At 63.6% G+C, this 15,188-nt stretch carries 14 protein-coding genes; 3 read left to right on the plus strand and 11 right to left on the minus strand.

The genetic code is table 11. The features are described from left to right. Nucleotides 1-45 precede the first annotated feature (45 nt). From AC3WL2_RS07935 to AC3WL2_RS07945, 3 genes are read right to left on the minus strand one after another with little or no spacing between them, the layout of a single operon-like run. The gene (locus AC3WL2_RS07935; RefSeq protein ID WP_046853772.1) at nt 46-1,017 is read right to left on the minus strand and encodes a thymidylate synthase; all 972 of its coding nucleotides are present in this window, start codon (nt 1,015-1,017) and stop codon (nt 46-48) included. Nucleotides 1,018-1,065: 48 nt separating this feature from the next. Then, nucleotides 1,066-1,875, minus strand: a complete 810-nt coding sequence (lgt, locus tag AC3WL2_RS07940) for a prolipoprotein diacylglyceryl transferase (RefSeq protein WP_102684727.1) — start codon at nt 1,873-1,875, stop codon at nt 1,066-1,068. A gap of 16 nt (nt 1,876-1,891) precedes the next feature. After that, nucleotides 1,892-2,674 (minus strand): sulfite exporter TauE/SafE family protein, encoded by a 783-nt coding sequence (locus tag AC3WL2_RS07945; RefSeq protein WP_102684728.1) that lies wholly within the window; start codon nt 2,672-2,674, stop codon nt 1,892-1,894. Nucleotides 2,675-2,805: 131 nt separating this feature from the next. Between AC3WL2_RS07945 and AC3WL2_RS07950 the strand changes: the two genes are divergently transcribed. After that, nucleotides 2,806-3,552, plus strand: coding sequence for an NRDE family protein (locus AC3WL2_RS07950; RefSeq protein ID WP_102684729.1), 747 nt, complete (start codon nt 2,806-2,808; stop codon nt 3,550-3,552). A gap of 48 nt (nt 3,553-3,600) precedes the next feature. On the opposite strand, the gene ptsP is transcribed toward AC3WL2_RS07950, so the two are convergent. The 4 genes from ptsP to ilvA all read right to left on the minus strand — a co-directional run bounded on the left by ptsP (nt 3,601) and on the right by ilvA (nt 8,636). Then, complete coding sequence (gene ptsP, locus AC3WL2_RS07955; RefSeq protein WP_046853769.1) at nt 3,601-5,874, minus strand: phosphoenolpyruvate--protein phosphotransferase; 2,274 nt, start codon at nt 5,872-5,874, stop codon at nt 3,601-3,603. Between the two features lie 22 nt (nt 5,875-5,896). Beyond that, nucleotides 5,897-6,376, minus strand: coding sequence for an RNA pyrophosphohydrolase (locus AC3WL2_RS07960; RefSeq protein WP_028688498.1), 480 nt, complete (start codon nt 6,374-6,376; stop codon nt 5,897-5,899). Between the two features lie 240 nt (nt 6,377-6,616). Next, nucleotides 6,617-7,042: a DUF2269 family protein gene (locus tag AC3WL2_RS07965; RefSeq protein WP_102684730.1), complete on the minus strand. Its 426-nt coding sequence runs from the start codon at nt 7,040-7,042 to the stop codon at nt 6,617-6,619. A gap of 79 nt (nt 7,043-7,121) precedes the next feature. Then, nucleotides 7,122-8,636: a threonine ammonia-lyase, biosynthetic gene (gene ilvA / locus AC3WL2_RS07970; RefSeq protein ID WP_102684731.1), complete on the minus strand. Its 1,515-nt coding sequence runs from the start codon at nt 8,634-8,636 to the stop codon at nt 7,122-7,124. A gap of 134 nt (nt 8,637-8,770) precedes the next feature. Between ilvA and rpiA the strand changes: the two genes are divergently transcribed. Continuing rightward, complete coding sequence (gene rpiA, locus AC3WL2_RS07975; RefSeq protein ID WP_038707000.1) at nt 8,771-9,445, plus strand: ribose-5-phosphate isomerase RpiA; 675 nt, start codon at nt 8,771-8,773, stop codon at nt 9,443-9,445. A 119-nt stretch (nt 9,446-9,564) separates the two neighbouring features. Here the strand turns inward: rpiA and AC3WL2_RS07980 are convergent, their stop codons facing one another. The 4 genes from AC3WL2_RS07980 to AC3WL2_RS07995 form a co-directional block, all read right to left on the minus strand. After that, the gene (locus tag AC3WL2_RS07980; protein WP_102684732.1) at nt 9,565-10,464 is read right to left on the minus strand and encodes an SdiA-regulated domain-containing protein; all 900 of its coding nucleotides are present in this window, start codon (nt 10,462-10,464) and stop codon (nt 9,565-9,567) included. Nucleotides 10,465-10,550: 86 nt separating this feature from the next. Beyond that, complete coding sequence (locus AC3WL2_RS07985; RefSeq protein WP_102684733.1) at nt 10,551-11,471, minus strand: SdiA-regulated domain-containing protein; 921 nt, start codon at nt 11,469-11,471, stop codon at nt 10,551-10,553. A 105-nt stretch (nt 11,472-11,576) separates the two neighbouring features. Continuing rightward, nucleotides 11,577-12,242 carry a fumarylacetoacetate hydrolase family protein gene (locus AC3WL2_RS07990; protein WP_102684734.1) on the minus strand — a complete coding sequence of 222 codons (666 nt, stop codon included), beginning with the start codon at nt 12,240-12,242 and terminating at the stop codon, nt 11,577-11,579. A 25-nt stretch (nt 12,243-12,267) separates the two neighbouring features. Further along, entirely contained in the window at nt 12,268-13,665 is a 1,398-nt protein-coding gene (locus AC3WL2_RS07995; protein WP_102684735.1) for an FAD-binding oxidoreductase, read from the minus strand. Nucleotides 13,666-13,835: 170 nt separating this feature from the next. Between AC3WL2_RS07995 and serA the strand changes: the two genes are divergently transcribed. Further along, on the plus strand, nt 13,836-15,065 hold the full coding sequence (gene serA / locus AC3WL2_RS08000) for a phosphoglycerate dehydrogenase (protein WP_023629826.1): 1,230 nt from the start codon (nt 13,836-13,838) through the stop codon (nt 15,063-15,065). Nucleotides 15,066-15,188 lie beyond the last annotated feature (123 nt).

The raw sequence follows: 15,188 nt of genomic DNA on the forward strand, positions 1-15,188 counted from the left end.
CCCCCCCGGCGATGGGCTGCGAAGCAGCCCCCCGACTTCCTTGAGTTAGACCGCCATCGGCGCCGTCATCGGCGCATGGTGCTCGTAGCCTTCCAGCCAGAAGTCGCTCGGCTCGATCTTCTCCAGCCACTCCGGCTCGTACTTGCCGGTCTCGGCGAACGCCGGCACGCGGTCGCTGATCACCAGCTTCGGTGCCGCCAGCGGTTCACGCTTCATCTGCTCGCCCAGCATATCCAGGTGGTTCTCGTACACATGGGCATCGCCGATGAAGTAGGTGAACCAGCGCGGGGTGTAGCCGGTCAGGCGGCCGAACAGCGACAACAGCGCCGCGCCCTCGGTGAGGTTGAACGGCGTGCCCAGGCCCAGATCGTTGGAGCGGATGTAGAGGGTCAGGGAAATTTCCCGGGTTTCGACATTCGGGTGGAACTGGTACAGCAAGTGGCACGGTGGCAGGGCCATCTCGTCGAGCTGGGCGCAGTTCCAGCCGTGGAACAGGATGCGGCGGCTGCCCGGGTCGTTGGCGATGGTGTCCAGGCACTGGCGCACCTGGTCGATGGCCTTGTAGAGGATGACGAACGCCTGGCCGTCCTCCTCGTCCTGGGCGATACGGCGGAAGCCGGCCTTCTCGGCCATCTCGATGGCGGCCGGGTTGCTCAGCGGTATGCGCTTGTAGCCGGGCCACTGGCGCCATTGCACGCCGTAGATTTCGCCGAGGTCGTCATGCCCCTGGCGGAACGGGTTGGCCAGCCACTGGGCGTTTTCGTTGGCGTTCTGGTCCCAGACCTTGCAGCCCAGCTCGCGGAACTCGCCGGCGTTCTTCACGCCGCGCAGGAAGCCGACCATCTCGCCGATCGCCGACTTGAACGCCAGCTTGCGCGTGGTGATAGCCGGGAAGCCCTTCTGCAGGTCAAAGCGCAGCATGGCGCCGGGCAGGCTGATGGTGCGGATACCGGTGCGGTTTTCCTGCAGCGTGCCGTTGTCGATGACGTCACGGACCAGATCTAGATACTGTTTCATGGCTTACCTGTAACAAGAACGGCAGGGGGATTGCCCCTGCCGTGGAAATCAAACGGTGGCCTTGGCCGTCGGTTTGCGGTTGTAGGCCCACCAGATCAGGAATATGCCGCCGAGAATCATCGGCACGCAGAGCAACTGACCCATGGTCAACCAGCCGAAGGCGATGTAGCCAAGCTGGGCGTCGGGTACGCGCACGAACTCCACGATGAAGCGGAAGATGCCATAGAACAGCGCGAACATGCCGGAAACGGCCATGGTCGGGCGCGGCTTGCGCGAGTACAGCCAAAGGATGACGAATAATGCCACACCTTCGAGGGCGAACTGGTACAGCTGCGACGGGTGACGCGGCAATTGCGCCGGGTCGCTGAACGGCGGGAAGATCATTGCCCACGGCACGTCGGTGGCCTTGCCCCACAGTTCGGCGTTGATGAAGTTGCCGATACGCCCGGCGCCAAGGCCGATCGGCACCAGCGGCGCGACGAAGTCCATCAGCTCGAAGAATGACTTGTTGTTGCGCTTGCCGAACCACAGCGCGGCCAGCATCACACCGATGAAACCTCCATGGAACGACATGCCGCCCTTCCATACCTCGAAGATCAGCGTCGGGTTGGCCAGGTACTGGTGCAGGTCGTAGAACAGCACGTAACCCAGGCGCCCGCCGACGATCACGCCCATCGACAGCCAGAACACCAGGTCGGAGAGCTTCTCGCGGGTCCAGGTGGGGTCGAAGCGGTTCAATCGGCGCGAGGCCAGCAGCCAGGCGCCGCCGATGCCGATCAGGTACATCAGGCCGTACCAGTGGATTTTCAGTGGACCGAGGGCCACGGCCACCGGGTCGATCTGCGGGTAAGGCAGCATTGTCTTTCCTCTAGGTTCAGATAAGGAAGCTGAGTCCGACGCAGAACAGCAGCGCGGCGAACAGACGCTTGAGCACGCGCGGCGACAGCTTGTGGGCCAGACGCGCGCCGTAGCGGGCGAAGAACATGCTGGTGGCAGCGATGCCGACCAGCGCCGGAAGATAGACGTAGCCCAGGCTGTGGGCCGGCAGATGCTCCTCATGCCAACCCAGCCACATGAAGCCCAGGGCACTGGCCAGGGCGATCGGCAGGCCACAGGCCGACGAAGTCGCCACTGCCTGCTGCATGGGTAGGCTGCGCCAGGTGAGGAACGGTACGGTCAATGAGCCGCCGCCGATCCCGAAAATGGCCGAGGCCCAACCGATCACCCCACCGGCGGTGGTCAATCCGGGCTTGCCGGGAATGCCGCGGCTGGCCTTGGGCTTGAGGTCCAGGGCCATCTGCGCGGCGATCACCAGGGCGAACACACCGATGATCTTCTGCAGCATCGGGCCCTGGATCAGCGAGGCGGTCTTGGCCCCGACCAGCGCGCCGAGCAGGATACCCACGGTCATCCAGGCGAAGATCGGCCATTGCACCGCGCCCTTGCGCTGGTGCTCGCGCACGGCATTGATCGAGGTGAAGACGATGGTCGCCAGCGAAGTGCCGACCGCCAGGTGGGTCAGCACCGATGGGTCGAAGCCCTGCAAGGTGAAGCTGAACACCAGCACCGGCACGATGATGATGCCGCCACCGACGCCGAACAGCCCGGCCAGCACGCCGGCGCAGGCGCCCAACAGCAGATAGAGAGCGAATTCCATTCGTGGCCCCAGTGGAAAACAATCCGGCATGGTAACGGAACCCATGCCCGGCGCTCTAGTGAACTCTGTGTCAGATGATGGATAGCGGCCGGCGGCGCGGGTAGAGTGGCCGAAAACACAGGGGACAACCTATGTGCCTGATCGTATTCGCCTGGCGGCCGGGGACAGCCCGGCCACTGATCGTCGCGGCCAACCGCGATGAGTTCTATGCGCGGCCGACCCAGGCCCTGGGCAATTGGGAGGACGCGCCTGGGGTGCACGCCGGGCGTGACCTGGAAGCCGGTGGCACCTGGCTGGGTGTCGGGCCGAACGGACGCTTTGCGGCGCTGACCAATATCCGTGATCCACGCCAGCCTTTGGGGCCGCGGTCCCGCGGTGAACTGGTGGCAGCCTACCTGCAGGGCGAACTGGGGGTCGAGGCCTATCTGGACCGGGTAGCCAGCCGCAGTGACCAGTATTCAGGGTTCAACCTGCTGGTCGGCGATGACAAGCGCTTGGGCTACCTGCATGCCCGTGAGCCGGCGCCACGCCTGCTTGAATCGGGGGTGTACGGGCTGTCGAATGCCGGCTTGGATACGCCATGGCCGAAGCTGATCAAAGCGCGCAGCGGGCTTGAGAAATTGCTCGAAAACGCCGATCCACAGCAACTATTGACGCTGCTGGGTGATGCACAGCCCGCGCCGGACGGCGAACTACCCGAGACCGGCGTGGGGCTGGCCACCGAGCGGCTGCTATCGAGTGTATTCATCGCCAGCCAGAACTACGGGACGCGGGCGAGCACGGTGCTGATCGTCGATGACCAAGGCCGTCGGCGCATGATCGAGCGCAGTTTCGGGCCGTTTGGGGGGCATCTGGGCGAGGTTAGCCTGGAGATCTGAATTGACCTCATCGCGGGGCAAGCGCCGCGATGAGGTCGGAACTGACGATCAGAGGGTCTTGTTCGGCCCGATCATCCGCGCCAGCCCAAGATTCTTCAGCGCCAGCTGCAACGAACTGTGGATAACTTGCGGGTTGTCATGACTCATGGCATCGGCCAGCAGCTCCCTGGCCTTGCTCAGGTTGATCTGGCGCAGCATCCACTTCACCTTCGGCAGGTTGGTGGCGTTCATCGACAGACTGTCGAAGCCCATGGCCATGAGCAGGATTGCGGCGGCCGGGTCACCGGCCATCTCGCCGCAGATACTGACCGGCTTGCCTTCCTCATGGGCCACGCTGACCACGGTCTGCAGGGCTTGCAGCACTGCCGGGTGCAGGTAGTCGTAGAGGTCGGCGACCCGCGGGTTGTTGCGGTCGACGGCCAGCAGGTATTGCGTGAGGTCGTTGGAGCCGACCGAGAGGAAGTCAACCTGGCGCGCCAGTTCGCGGGTCTGGTACACCGCGGCGGGGATCTCCACCATCACCCCGACCGGCGGCATCGGCACATCGGTGCCTTCGTCGCGCACTTCGCCCCAGGCGCGGTGGATCAGGTGCTGGGCTTCTTCGAGCTCGTGGATGCCGGAAATCATCGGCAGCAGGATGCGCAGGTTGTTCAACCCTTCGCTGGCCTTGAGCATGGCGCGGGTCTGCACCAGGAAGATTTCCGGGTGGTCGAGGGTGACGCGGATGCCGCGCCAGCCGAGGAACGGGTTCTCTTCCTTGATCGGGAAATACGACAGCGACTTGTCGCCGCCGATGTCGAGGCTGCGCATGGTCACCGGCAGTGGATGAAACGCCTGCAGCTGCTCACGGTAGATCGCCAGCTGCTCCTTTTCGCTGGGGAAGCGCTGGTTGATCATGAACGGCACTTCGGTACGGTACAGGCCCACACCTTCGGCGCCGCGCTGCTGGGCGCGGGCCACATCGGCGAGCAGGCCGGTATTGACCCACAGCGGCATGCGGTGGCCGTCCGGGGTGATGCACGGCAGCTCGCGCAGGGCATCGAGCCCCTTGGCCAGCTGGCGCTCTTCCTCGACCACGTCGCTGTACTGCTTGCGCAGCACTTCGCCGGGGTTGGTGAAGACTTCGCCCTTGTAGCCGTCGACGATCATCTCGATGCCGTCGGCCTTCGAGTAAGGCAGGTCGACCACCCCCATGACCGTGGGAATGCCCATGGCCCGGGCCAGGATCGCCACGTGGGAGTTGCCCGAGCCGAGTACCGAAACCAGGCCCACCAGCTTGCCCTCCGGCACCTCGCCGAGCATGGCGGGGGTCAGTTCTTCACTGACCAGAATGGTGTTGTCCTGGTAGACCAGCGACTGCGAACGGGCCTCCTGCAGGTACGCCAGCAGGCGCCGACCCAGGTCCTTGACGTCCGATGCCCGCTCGCGCAGGTAGTCGTCATCCATCAGCTCGAAGCGATTGACGTGTTCGCCGACCACCTGGCGCAAGGCGCCCTGGGCCCACTGGCCAGTCTTGATGACTTCGACCACCTCGCCACCGAGGGCGGCGTCCTCGAGCATCATCAGATACACGTCGAACAACGCACGTTCTTCGGGGCGCAGCTGGGTGGCGAGCTTGGCCGACAGCTTGCGCATGTCCTCGCGCACGCCTTCGAGCGCGTTGTTGAACAGCTTGAGTTCGTTGTCGATGTCCTCGACAGTGCGGTCGGGCACCACCTCCAGGTCGGCGGGCGGCAGCATCACCACCGATCGACCGACCGCCGCGCCCGGCGAACCCGGCACCCCGACGAAACGGGCTTCCTGGATGCCCTTGCCCTGACGGCCCAGGCCACGGATCGAACCCGTCGCCTCGGCGTGGGCGATAACCCCGGCGAGCTGCGCGCTCATGGTGACCAGGAAGGCCTCTTCGCCTTCGTCGAACTGGCGGCGTTCCTTCTGCTGGATGACCAGCACGCCGACCACGCGACGATGGTGGATGATCGGTGCGCCGAGGAAGGAGGCGAATTTCTCTTCGCCGGTTTCGGCGAAGTAGCGGTAACGGGGGTGATCGGCGGCGTTCTCGAGGTTCAGTGGCTCCTCGCGGGTACCGACCAGGCCGACCAGGCCTTCATTAGGGGCCATGCTGACCTTGCCGATGGAGCGCTTGTTCAAGCCCTCGGTGGCCATCAGCACGAAACGGTTGGTGTCCGGATCGAGCAGGTAGACAGAGCAGACCTGGCTGCCCATCGCCTCCTTGACGCGCAAGACAATGATCCCCAACGCCGTCTTGAGATCTTTGGCGGAGTTCACTTCCTGGACGATCTTGCGCAGCGTATTGAGCATGGCTCGGGGTCGGACTCCGTCGTCAGTCGCGCGTCAGCAGGCGCGGGGCTAGCTCTTTCAGGGCGCGGCGGTATACCTCGCGCTTGAATGTCACCACCTGGCCCAGCGGATACCAGTAGCTGACCCAGCGCCAGCCATCGAATTCCGGCTTGCCGGTCAGGTCCATGCGCACCCGTTGCTCATTGCTCACCAGGCGCAGCAGGAACCACTTCTGTTTCTGGCCGATGCACAGCGGCTGGCTGTGGGTACGTACCAGGCGCTGGGGTAAACGATAACGCAACCAGCCACGGGTGCAGGCAAGAATTTCCACATCCTGGCGTTCCAGGCCCACTTCTTCGTTCAGCTCGCGGTACAAGGCATCTTCCGGCGTTTCATCAGGGTTGATGCCACCCTGGGGAAACTGCCAGGCATCCTGGTTGATCCGCCGAGCCCATAGCACCTGCCCGGCATCATTCGTGAGAATGATCCCGACATTGGGGCGAAAACCATCCGGGTCGATCACGGCAGCAACCTCGCAAACGCATGTCGCCGCATTGTTCCACAAAGCCTGAGCGCGCAGCAACGCGCCCGCCACGCTTATCTGCGGCGAGGTGAAGACTGCGTATCGAGCGAGCGTCGCCACACCGGGCGTGGCACTGGTATACCGGTTTTGCATGAAGGCAAGGTGACGCGGCTGCGTCAGCCCCTCGCGGGACCAGCTCGCTCCCAAGGTTTACCAATGGAAGCGGGCTGGCGAGGGTCCTCAGACTGGCTTGGCGCCCATCAGGCCGGCGATGGACAGGAAGCACACACCGCTGAACACCGCCAGCGCCAAGGTGAACTTCAAGCCGACGGCTTCGGCCTTGCGCAGCCGGTTGAGGCGCGCCACCAGCCACCACACGGCAAACGCGCCAAGGGTATAGATGACGCTGGAGGCCAGCACCCAGGTCTGCCCCAGCGGCCAGCCGACCAGATGCACCAGCCACCAGCCGGTGAACGGCATGCTCAGCAGGCACAGCCCCATCAGCAGCCAGACGAACACCAGCGGGCGACGCAACAACTTGCCATAGGCCTCGGCGTCGCCCTTGCGCCGGGCATGCCAGGTCCAGCCCGCCAGGCCCAGGGCGCCAAGCAGCAACAGGGCCGTGGCGAGGATGTGCAGGGTCTTGAGGGTGGTCAGGTGTTCCATGTGAAAATCATCCTTCAGCAGGCTTTTTCGCTTTCGGCCTCATCGCGGGGCAGGCCCGCTCCCGCGAGGTGAAGCGTGTTCAGCCCAAGAATAGCCGGTAAGCCGGGTTCTCGGTCTCGTCCCAGTATGGATAGCCGATCTTGGCCAGGGCTGCCGGCACCAGGTGACGCTCATCCTCCGGCACCTGCAGGCCCGCGACCACGCGCCCGTCGGCGGCGCCGTGGTTGCGGTAGTGGAACATCGAGATGTTCCATCGCCCGCCCAGCTTGTTGAGGAAATTGAACAGGGCACCGGGCCGCTCCGGAAACTCGAAGCGCAGCACCATTTCGTCGCTGGCGCCGGCCGAGTGGCCACCCACCATGTGGCGGATATGCAGCTTGGCCAGTTCGTTGTCGGTCAGGTCGGTGACTGGGAAACCTTGCTCCGTCAACTGCTGTACCAATGCCGCACGCGGGTCGGTTTCCGGGTGAGTCTGCACGCCGACGAAGATGTGCGCCTCGTCCGAGGTGTGCTTGCGGTAGTTGAATTCAGTGATCTGGCGCTTGCCGATGGCCTCGCAGAAGGCCTTGAAGCTGCCTGGGCGCTCAGGAATTGTCACGGCGATGATCGCCTCGCGCTTCTCGCCCAGCTCGGCGCGCTCGGCCACATGCCGCAGGCGGTCGAAGTTGACGTTGGCGCCCGAGTCGATGGCCACCAGGGTCTGCCCGGCCACACCCTTGAGCTCGACGTACTTCTTGATCCCGGCAACTCCGAGGGCACCGGCAGGTTCGGTGATCGAGCGGGTATCGTCGTAGATATCCTTAATCGCCGCACAGATCTCGTCGGTGCTGACGGTAATGACCTCGTCCACGTGGTGGCGGCAGATATCGAAGGTGTGCTGGCCGATCTGCGCCACCGCCACGCCGTCGGCGAACAGCCCGACCTGTGGCAGCACCACGCGCTCACCGGCGGCCATGGCGGCCTGCAGGCAATTGGAATCGTCCGGTTCGACGCCGATGACCTTGATTTCCGGGCGCAGGTATTTCACGTAGGCGGCGATACCGGCGATCAGACCGCCGCCGCCGACCGGCACGAAGATCGCGTCCAACTGGCCCGGGTGCTGGCGCAGGATCTCCATGGCCACCGTGCCTTGCCCGGCAATAGTGTGTGGGTCGTCGTAGGGGTGGATGTAGACGAAACCTTTCTCCTCCACCAGCTTCAGCGAGTAGGCCAGCGCCTCGGGGAAGCTGTCGCCATGCAACAACACCTTGCCACCACGCGAGCGCACGCCTTCGATCTTGATCTCCGGGGTGGTCTTGGGCATGACGATGGTCGCCTTGATACCCAGCTCCCGCGCCGCCAATGCCAGGCCCTGGGCATGGTTGCCGGCCGAGGCGGTGACCACGCCACGGGCCAGTTCCTCGGCGCTCAGTTGCGCCAGCTTGTTGTAGGCCCCGCGGATCTTGAACGAGAACACCGGCTGCAGGTCCTCGCGCTTGAGCAGCACCGTGTTGCCCAGGCGCTTGCTCAGTTGCCCTGCAGTGTGCAGCGGGGTTTCGACAGCAACGTCGTAGACGCGCGAGGTGAGGATCTTCTTGACGTACTGTTCGAGCATCGGAAAGCATCACTGGGCCGCGGGACAAGGGCTGGGAGTCTACCGCAGCGCCACGTCGGGCGACCACAGCAAAGCCGCGGGAGCCGTTATACTAGGCAACTTTCGATATCCGCCCTGCCCCTCCCGGAGCCCGCATGACCCAGGACCAACTCAAACAGGCCGTCGCCCAGGCCGCCGTCGACCTCATCCTGCCGAAACTGGATGAGAAAAGCGTCGTCGGCGTTGGCACAGGCTCGACCGCCAACTTCTTCATCGACGCCCTGGCCCAGCACAAGACCGCCTTCGACGGCGCCGTCGCCAGCTCCGAAGCCACCGCACAGCGCCTGAAGGGCCATGGCATCCCGGTGTACGAGCTGAACAGCGTCAGCGAGCTGGAGTTCTACGTGGACGGCGCCGACGAGAGCGATGCCCACCTCAACCTGATCAAGGGCGGCGGCGCGGCCCTGACCCGCGAAAAGATCGTCGCGGCAGTGGCCAAGACCTTCATCTGCATCGCCGACGCCAGCAAGCTGGTGCCGGTGCTGGGTGCCTTCCCACTGCCGGTCGAGGTCATTCCGATGGCTCGCAGCCACGTGGCGCGCCAGCTGGTCAAGCTGGGCGGCGACCCGGTCTATCGCGAAGGCGTGGTAACCGACAACGGCAACGTCATCCTCGACGTGCACAACCTGCAGATCACCAACCCGGTGGAGCTGGAAAGCCAGATCAACGCGATCGTCGGCGTGGTTACCAATGGTCTGTTCGCGGCGCGGCCGGCGGATGTGCTGTTGTTGGGGACCGCTGAAGGCGTGAAGAGCCTGAAGGCCGAGTAATCGCCAGCGAGGGCTGCGCCCTCGAATCGCTGGCAAGCCAGCTCCCACAGGGTCCGCGCTACCTTGTGGGAGCTGGCTTGCCAGCGAACACCGGCGAAGCCGGTGCCATCCTCATCCCATCAAGGCTGCTTGAACACATAAAACAGGTTCGGCTCACTGACCAGGTAGATGGTCCCGGCGTCGTCCATCGCAATCCCCTCAGCTTGTGGCACGGTCTGCTTCAACCCCTGGAACCCCTTACGCAATGACAGGGTACTCAGCGGCCGCCCCTTCACATCAAGCTCCAGCACCAGCCGCGACTCGTCGGACAGCGCCAGCAGGTGCCCGCTGCGTTCGTCGAACTGCAGGCTCGACAGATCCCTCACGAACAACCGCCGGTCGCGCTTGCGATCCTGCACCACATGCACAGCGTAGGGTTTGTCGGGATTGTCGTGGGGAAAGCCGTGCACCTCGTAGATCATCATCGGGTCCCGCTCCTTGGCCACGAACAGGCGCTTGCCTGCCGAGTCGTAGGCCAGCCCCTCGAACCCCTTGTTGCCGTTCAGGCCGATGCCCAGGGACAGCTGCTCGGCATCGCTGGCGTCGAGGAACAGGGTGTCATCGTCCAGGCGCACACGAATCAGCCGCTGCTGGCGCTCATCGGTGATCACGTAGCTGTTGGGCCCGATGTACTCCACCGCCTCGGGGTCGCCGAAGCCGGTCAGCGGGACACGGCGCAGGATACGGCCATCCAGTGACAACTCGATCAGCTCCGACCGGGCATTGGTGACGGTGAACAGGCTCTTGCGGTCGGGATCGTAGGTCAACGCCGAGATGTCGTCGTCCAGGCCCTCGATAGGCCTGGCCTCGAGCACCACCTGGTAACGGTCCAGGCCGATGCTCTGCTCGGCCGGCTGCCACCAGGTCTTGAGGTTGAACCAGCCCCGCTCGAACAAGCGGAACTCATGCCCGGCAGCCCCCAGCACGAGCAGGCAGACAAACACGAAGAAGACGAAGATCAGGCGAACGTGGCGGCGCATGCGGGCGGACTCGGCAATAGGAGCGCGTAGCTAACCACTATCAACTGAAGCAAAGCTTAATGCCATCATCAGAAATGGCTGATCGGTCAGTTCTTTTTGAAGCGATAGAACAGATTCGGCTCGCTGACCATGTACAGGTTGCCCTGGTCGTCCATTGCCACTCCCTCGGCCCGGGGAATGGTGTCAGCCAGGCCATTGAAGCCGCCCAGCAGGGTCATGAAGCTGACCTGCTCACCTTTTTCGTCAAGCTCGAGCAGCATGTTGGAGTCTGCCGACAATGCCAGCAGATGCCCTGTACGCGGGTCGATACCCAGCGCGGACAAGTTGCGCAGATCCAGTTCGTCGCTGGCCAGCGGCTGCTTCTCGCCCTTGAGCGGGCTGCGCCCATCGGTGTTCCAGATGAACATCCTGGGCGGCCGCTCGGCGCCGATGACCAGGCGCTGGCGCATCAGGTCCCAGGCAATGGCCTCGAAGCCCTTGTTGCCTTCATCAGCGTCGCCCAGGTCGTAGGGCTGGTAGTCGGCGCGGTTCAGCGACGTGGTGCCGGCATCCACCTTGACCAGCGTCAGGTCATGGTTGCGCTCATCGACGATGGCGATCTGGCCATCCTCAAGCACCGCCACCCCTTCCGGATTGGACCAACCCACCAGGGGGATCTTGCGCAACACATCGCCATCGAGGGTGAGCTCGACCAGGAACGGGTGCTTGCCCATGACTGCGAACAACGACCGGGTGTGCGGGTTGAACGCCAGGTCCGACGCCTCGTCACGCTCCATGCCGGGCAACGGCTTGGCATCGATGTCGACCACGTAGCTGGGCAGCCAGATGCTTTCCTGGCGTTCAGCCTGGCTTTCGAAACCTTCCTTTATCCACAGCAGGCCGCGGTCGTCCCAGTGCATGGCCGAAATGACGCCATAGCCAATAACCGCAGCTGCTGCCAGGCCGAACGGCCAGCGCCGGTAAAAGGGCCGCTTGGGAGACACGGAAGCGCGGGAGGGAGAGGGCATGCAAGGGTCCTGGGGGTAGGCGTAGGTTCGCGCATTATCCGCAAAGGGTGTGAAAAAACGGTAAACGTCTCTGCACTTTTTGCAGGAAAGGCGCGAACCTTCGGGTCAGAGCACCCGGCTCTCGAACCGGCTGACGCCTGGAAGCTCCAGCACCAGCTCGTCGCCAACCTTGAACGGCCCCACGCCCGCCGGAGTGCCGGTGAGGATCACATCACCCGCCTGCAACGAGAAGCACGCGGCCATATGCTGGATCATCGGCACGATGGGGTTGAGCATCATCGCGCTGTTGCCGTCCTGGCGCACCTCGCCGTTGATGGTCAGGCGTATACCGATGTCCTTCACGTCCTCGAAGGCGCCTGCCGAGACGAACGGCGGCAGCACGCAAGCACCATCGAAGCTTTTGCACAGCTCCCACGGCAGGCCCTTTTCCTTCAGCTTGCTCTGCAGGTCACGCAGGGTGAGGTCCAAAGCCGGGGCATAGCCGGAAATGGCGTCGAGCACCTCTTCCTCGGTCGGCTTGGTCGACAACGGCTTGCCCAGCAACACCGCGATTTCCGCCTCGTAGTGCACCGAGCCACGCTCGGTCGGAATCTTGAAGCCACCTTCCAGGGGCACCACGCAACTGCCGGGCTTGATAAACAGCAGCGGCTCGCTGGGGATGGGGTTGTCCAGTTCCTTGGCATGCTCGGCGTAGTTGCGGCCGATGCACACCACCTTGCCCAGCGGGAAGTGGATGCGCGTGCCGTCTACGTACTGGTGCTGGTAACTCATGGCCGACTCCTGTGAACACTGCTTTTTATTCGGGAGCGAAGATCTTACCCGGATTCATGATGCCGTTCGGGTCGAACACCGCCTTGATCGCCTTCATGCAGGCGATTTCTTCCGCTGAGCGGCTGTAGCCCAGGTAATCGCGTTTGGTCATGCCCACGCCGTGCTCGGCGGAGATCGAGCCGTTGTAACGCTCGACGATCTCGAACACCCACTTGTTGACCTTGGCGCAGGAGGCGAAGAAGTCGTCCTTGCTCATGTGGTCGGGCTTGAGGATGTTCAGGTGCAGGTTGCCGTCGCCGATATGGCCGTACCAGACCACCTCGTAGTCCGGATAGTGCTCGCCGACGATGGCATCGATGTCGCGCAGGAACGCCGGCACTTTCGAGACGGTGACAGAGATGTCGTTCTTGTACGGCGTCCAGTGGGAGATGGTCTCGGACAGGTACTCGCGCAGCTTCCAAAGGTTCTTCAGCTGGGTGTCGCTCTGGCTCATCACCCCGTCCAGCACCCAGCCCTGCTCTACGCAGTGCTCGAAGGTGGCGAGCGCCTCGTTGGCCACCTCCTCGGTGCTGGCTTCGAACTCCAGCAGGGCATAGAACGGGCAGTCGGTTTCAAATGGCGCGGGCACATCGCCCCTGGCGAGGATCTTGGCCAGGCCCTTGTCGGAAAAGAACTCGAATGCGGTGAGGTCGAGCTTGCCCTGGAAGGCGTGCAGCACTGGCATGATCGCGTCGAAGTCAGGCGTGCCCAGCACCATCGCCGTAAGGTTGCGCGGCGCACGGTCGAGGCGCATGGTCGCCTCCACCACGAACCCCAGGGTGCCTTCGGCGCCGATGAACAGTTGGCGCAGGTCGTAGCCGGTGGCGTTCTTGATCAGGTCCTTGTTCAGCTTGAGCAGCTCGCCCTTGCCGGTGACCACCTTCAGCCCAGCCACCCAGTTGCGGGTCATGCCGTAGCGGATCACCTTGATTCCGCCGGCATTGGTGCCGATATTGCCGCCGATCTGGCTGGAGCCGGAGGAGGCGAAGTCCACCGGATAGTAAAGCCCCTGGTCCTCGGCGAACTGCTGAAGCTGGCGGGTCACCACGCCCGGCTGGCACACGACGGTTCGATCGAACTCATTGAAGGCCAGGATCTGGTTCATGTAGTCGAAGGCGACCACCACCTCGCCATGGGCGGCCACGGCAGCGCCCGACAATCCTGTACGCCCGCCCGATGGCACCAAGGCGACCTTGTGCCGGTTGGCCCAGCGCACGATGGCCTGGACTTGATCGATGGTTTTGGGGAAGACGATCGCGCTTGGCGCAGGCGGGTAGTGCTTGGTCCAGTCCTTGCCATAGGCGTCGAGCGAGGCTGGGTCGGTAAGGACCTTGCCAGGGTCGACCAGGGTCATCAGTTCATCAATTACCACGGACTGGGTCATCGCTGGAACTCTCGACTTATTCATAGTCACCCTGAGCACGCTTCACCTGTCGGGATGGGCTCAGATTGTGTCGCGTATGCTAGCATAGCCCTCCCGCTGTTCGTGCTAAGGCCGACGCCGCGCCGCTTCACCCCCCTCGCCATTTTTCTCCGGGATACAGGTTTACGCAGATGAGCAAGACTTCTCTCGACAAGAGCAAGATCAGGTTCCTTCTTCTTGAAGGCGTCCACCAGAATGCGGTGGATATCCTCAAGGCTGCCGGGTACAGCAACATCGAGTACCTCACCGGCTCGCTGCCGGATGCAGAGCTGAAGGAAAAGATCGCCGATGCCCACTTCATCGGCATCCGCTCGCGCACCCAGCTGACCGAAGAGGTCTTCGACTGTGCGAAGAAACTGGTCGCGGTCGGCTGTTTCTGCATCGGCACCAACCAGGTCGACCTGAGCGCGGCCCGCAACCGGGGCATCGCGGTGTTCAACGCGCCGTACTCCAACACCCGTTCGGTGGCCGAACTGGTGCTGGCCGAAGCCATCCTGTTGCTGCGCGGCATCCCCGAGAAGAACGCCTCCTGCCACCGCGGTGGCTGGATCAAGAGCGCGGCCAACTCCTTCGAGATCCGCGGCAAGAAACTGGGCATCGTCGGCTACGGCTCGATCGGTACCCAGCTGTCGGTGCTGGCCGAAGGCCTGGGCATGCAGGTCTACTTCTACGACCCACTGACCAAGCTGCCGCTGGGCAACGCCACCCAGGTCACCAGCCTGAACGAGCTGCTGGGCCTGGCCGACATCGTCTCGCTGCACGTGCCCGAGCTGCCATCCACCCAGTGGATGATCGGCGAGAAGGAAATCCGAGCGATGAAGAAGGGCGCGATCCTGATCAACGCCGCCCGTGGCACCGTGGTCGAGCTGGACCACCTGGCCGCCGCGATCAAGGACAAGCACCTGATCGGCGCCGCCATCGACGTGTTCCCGGTCGAGCCACGCTCCAACGACGAAGAGTTCGAAAGCCCGCTGCGAGGCCTGGACAATGTGATCCTGACCCCGCACATCGGTGGTTCCACCGCCGAAGCCCAGGCCAACATCGGCCTGGAAGTGGCCGAGAAGCTGGTCAAGTACAGCGACAACGGTACCTCGGTGTCGTCGGTCAACTTCCCGGAAGTCGCGCTGCCGGCCCACCCAGGCAAGCACCGCCTGCTGCACATCCACGAAAACATCCCGGGCGTACTCAGCGAGATCAACAAAGTGTTCGCCGAGAACGGTATCAACATCTCCGGTCAGTTCCTGCAGACCGACGAGAAAGTGGGTTACGTGGTCATCGACGTCGATGCCGAGTACTCCGATCTGGCCCAGGAAAAACTGCAGCATGTGAAGGGCACTATTCGCTCGCGCGTACTGTTCTAAGTTTGCCGGCTGCATGAAGAAGGGAGGCCCTGGTGGCCTCCCTTTTTCGTTGTCGCGATCTTGTAGGAGCGGCTTCAGCCGCGATCACCCGCGAAAGCGGGTGCCAAGCACCGCGGTGTCTAG

The organism is Pseudomonas sp. FW305-96 (assembly GCF_058783825.1).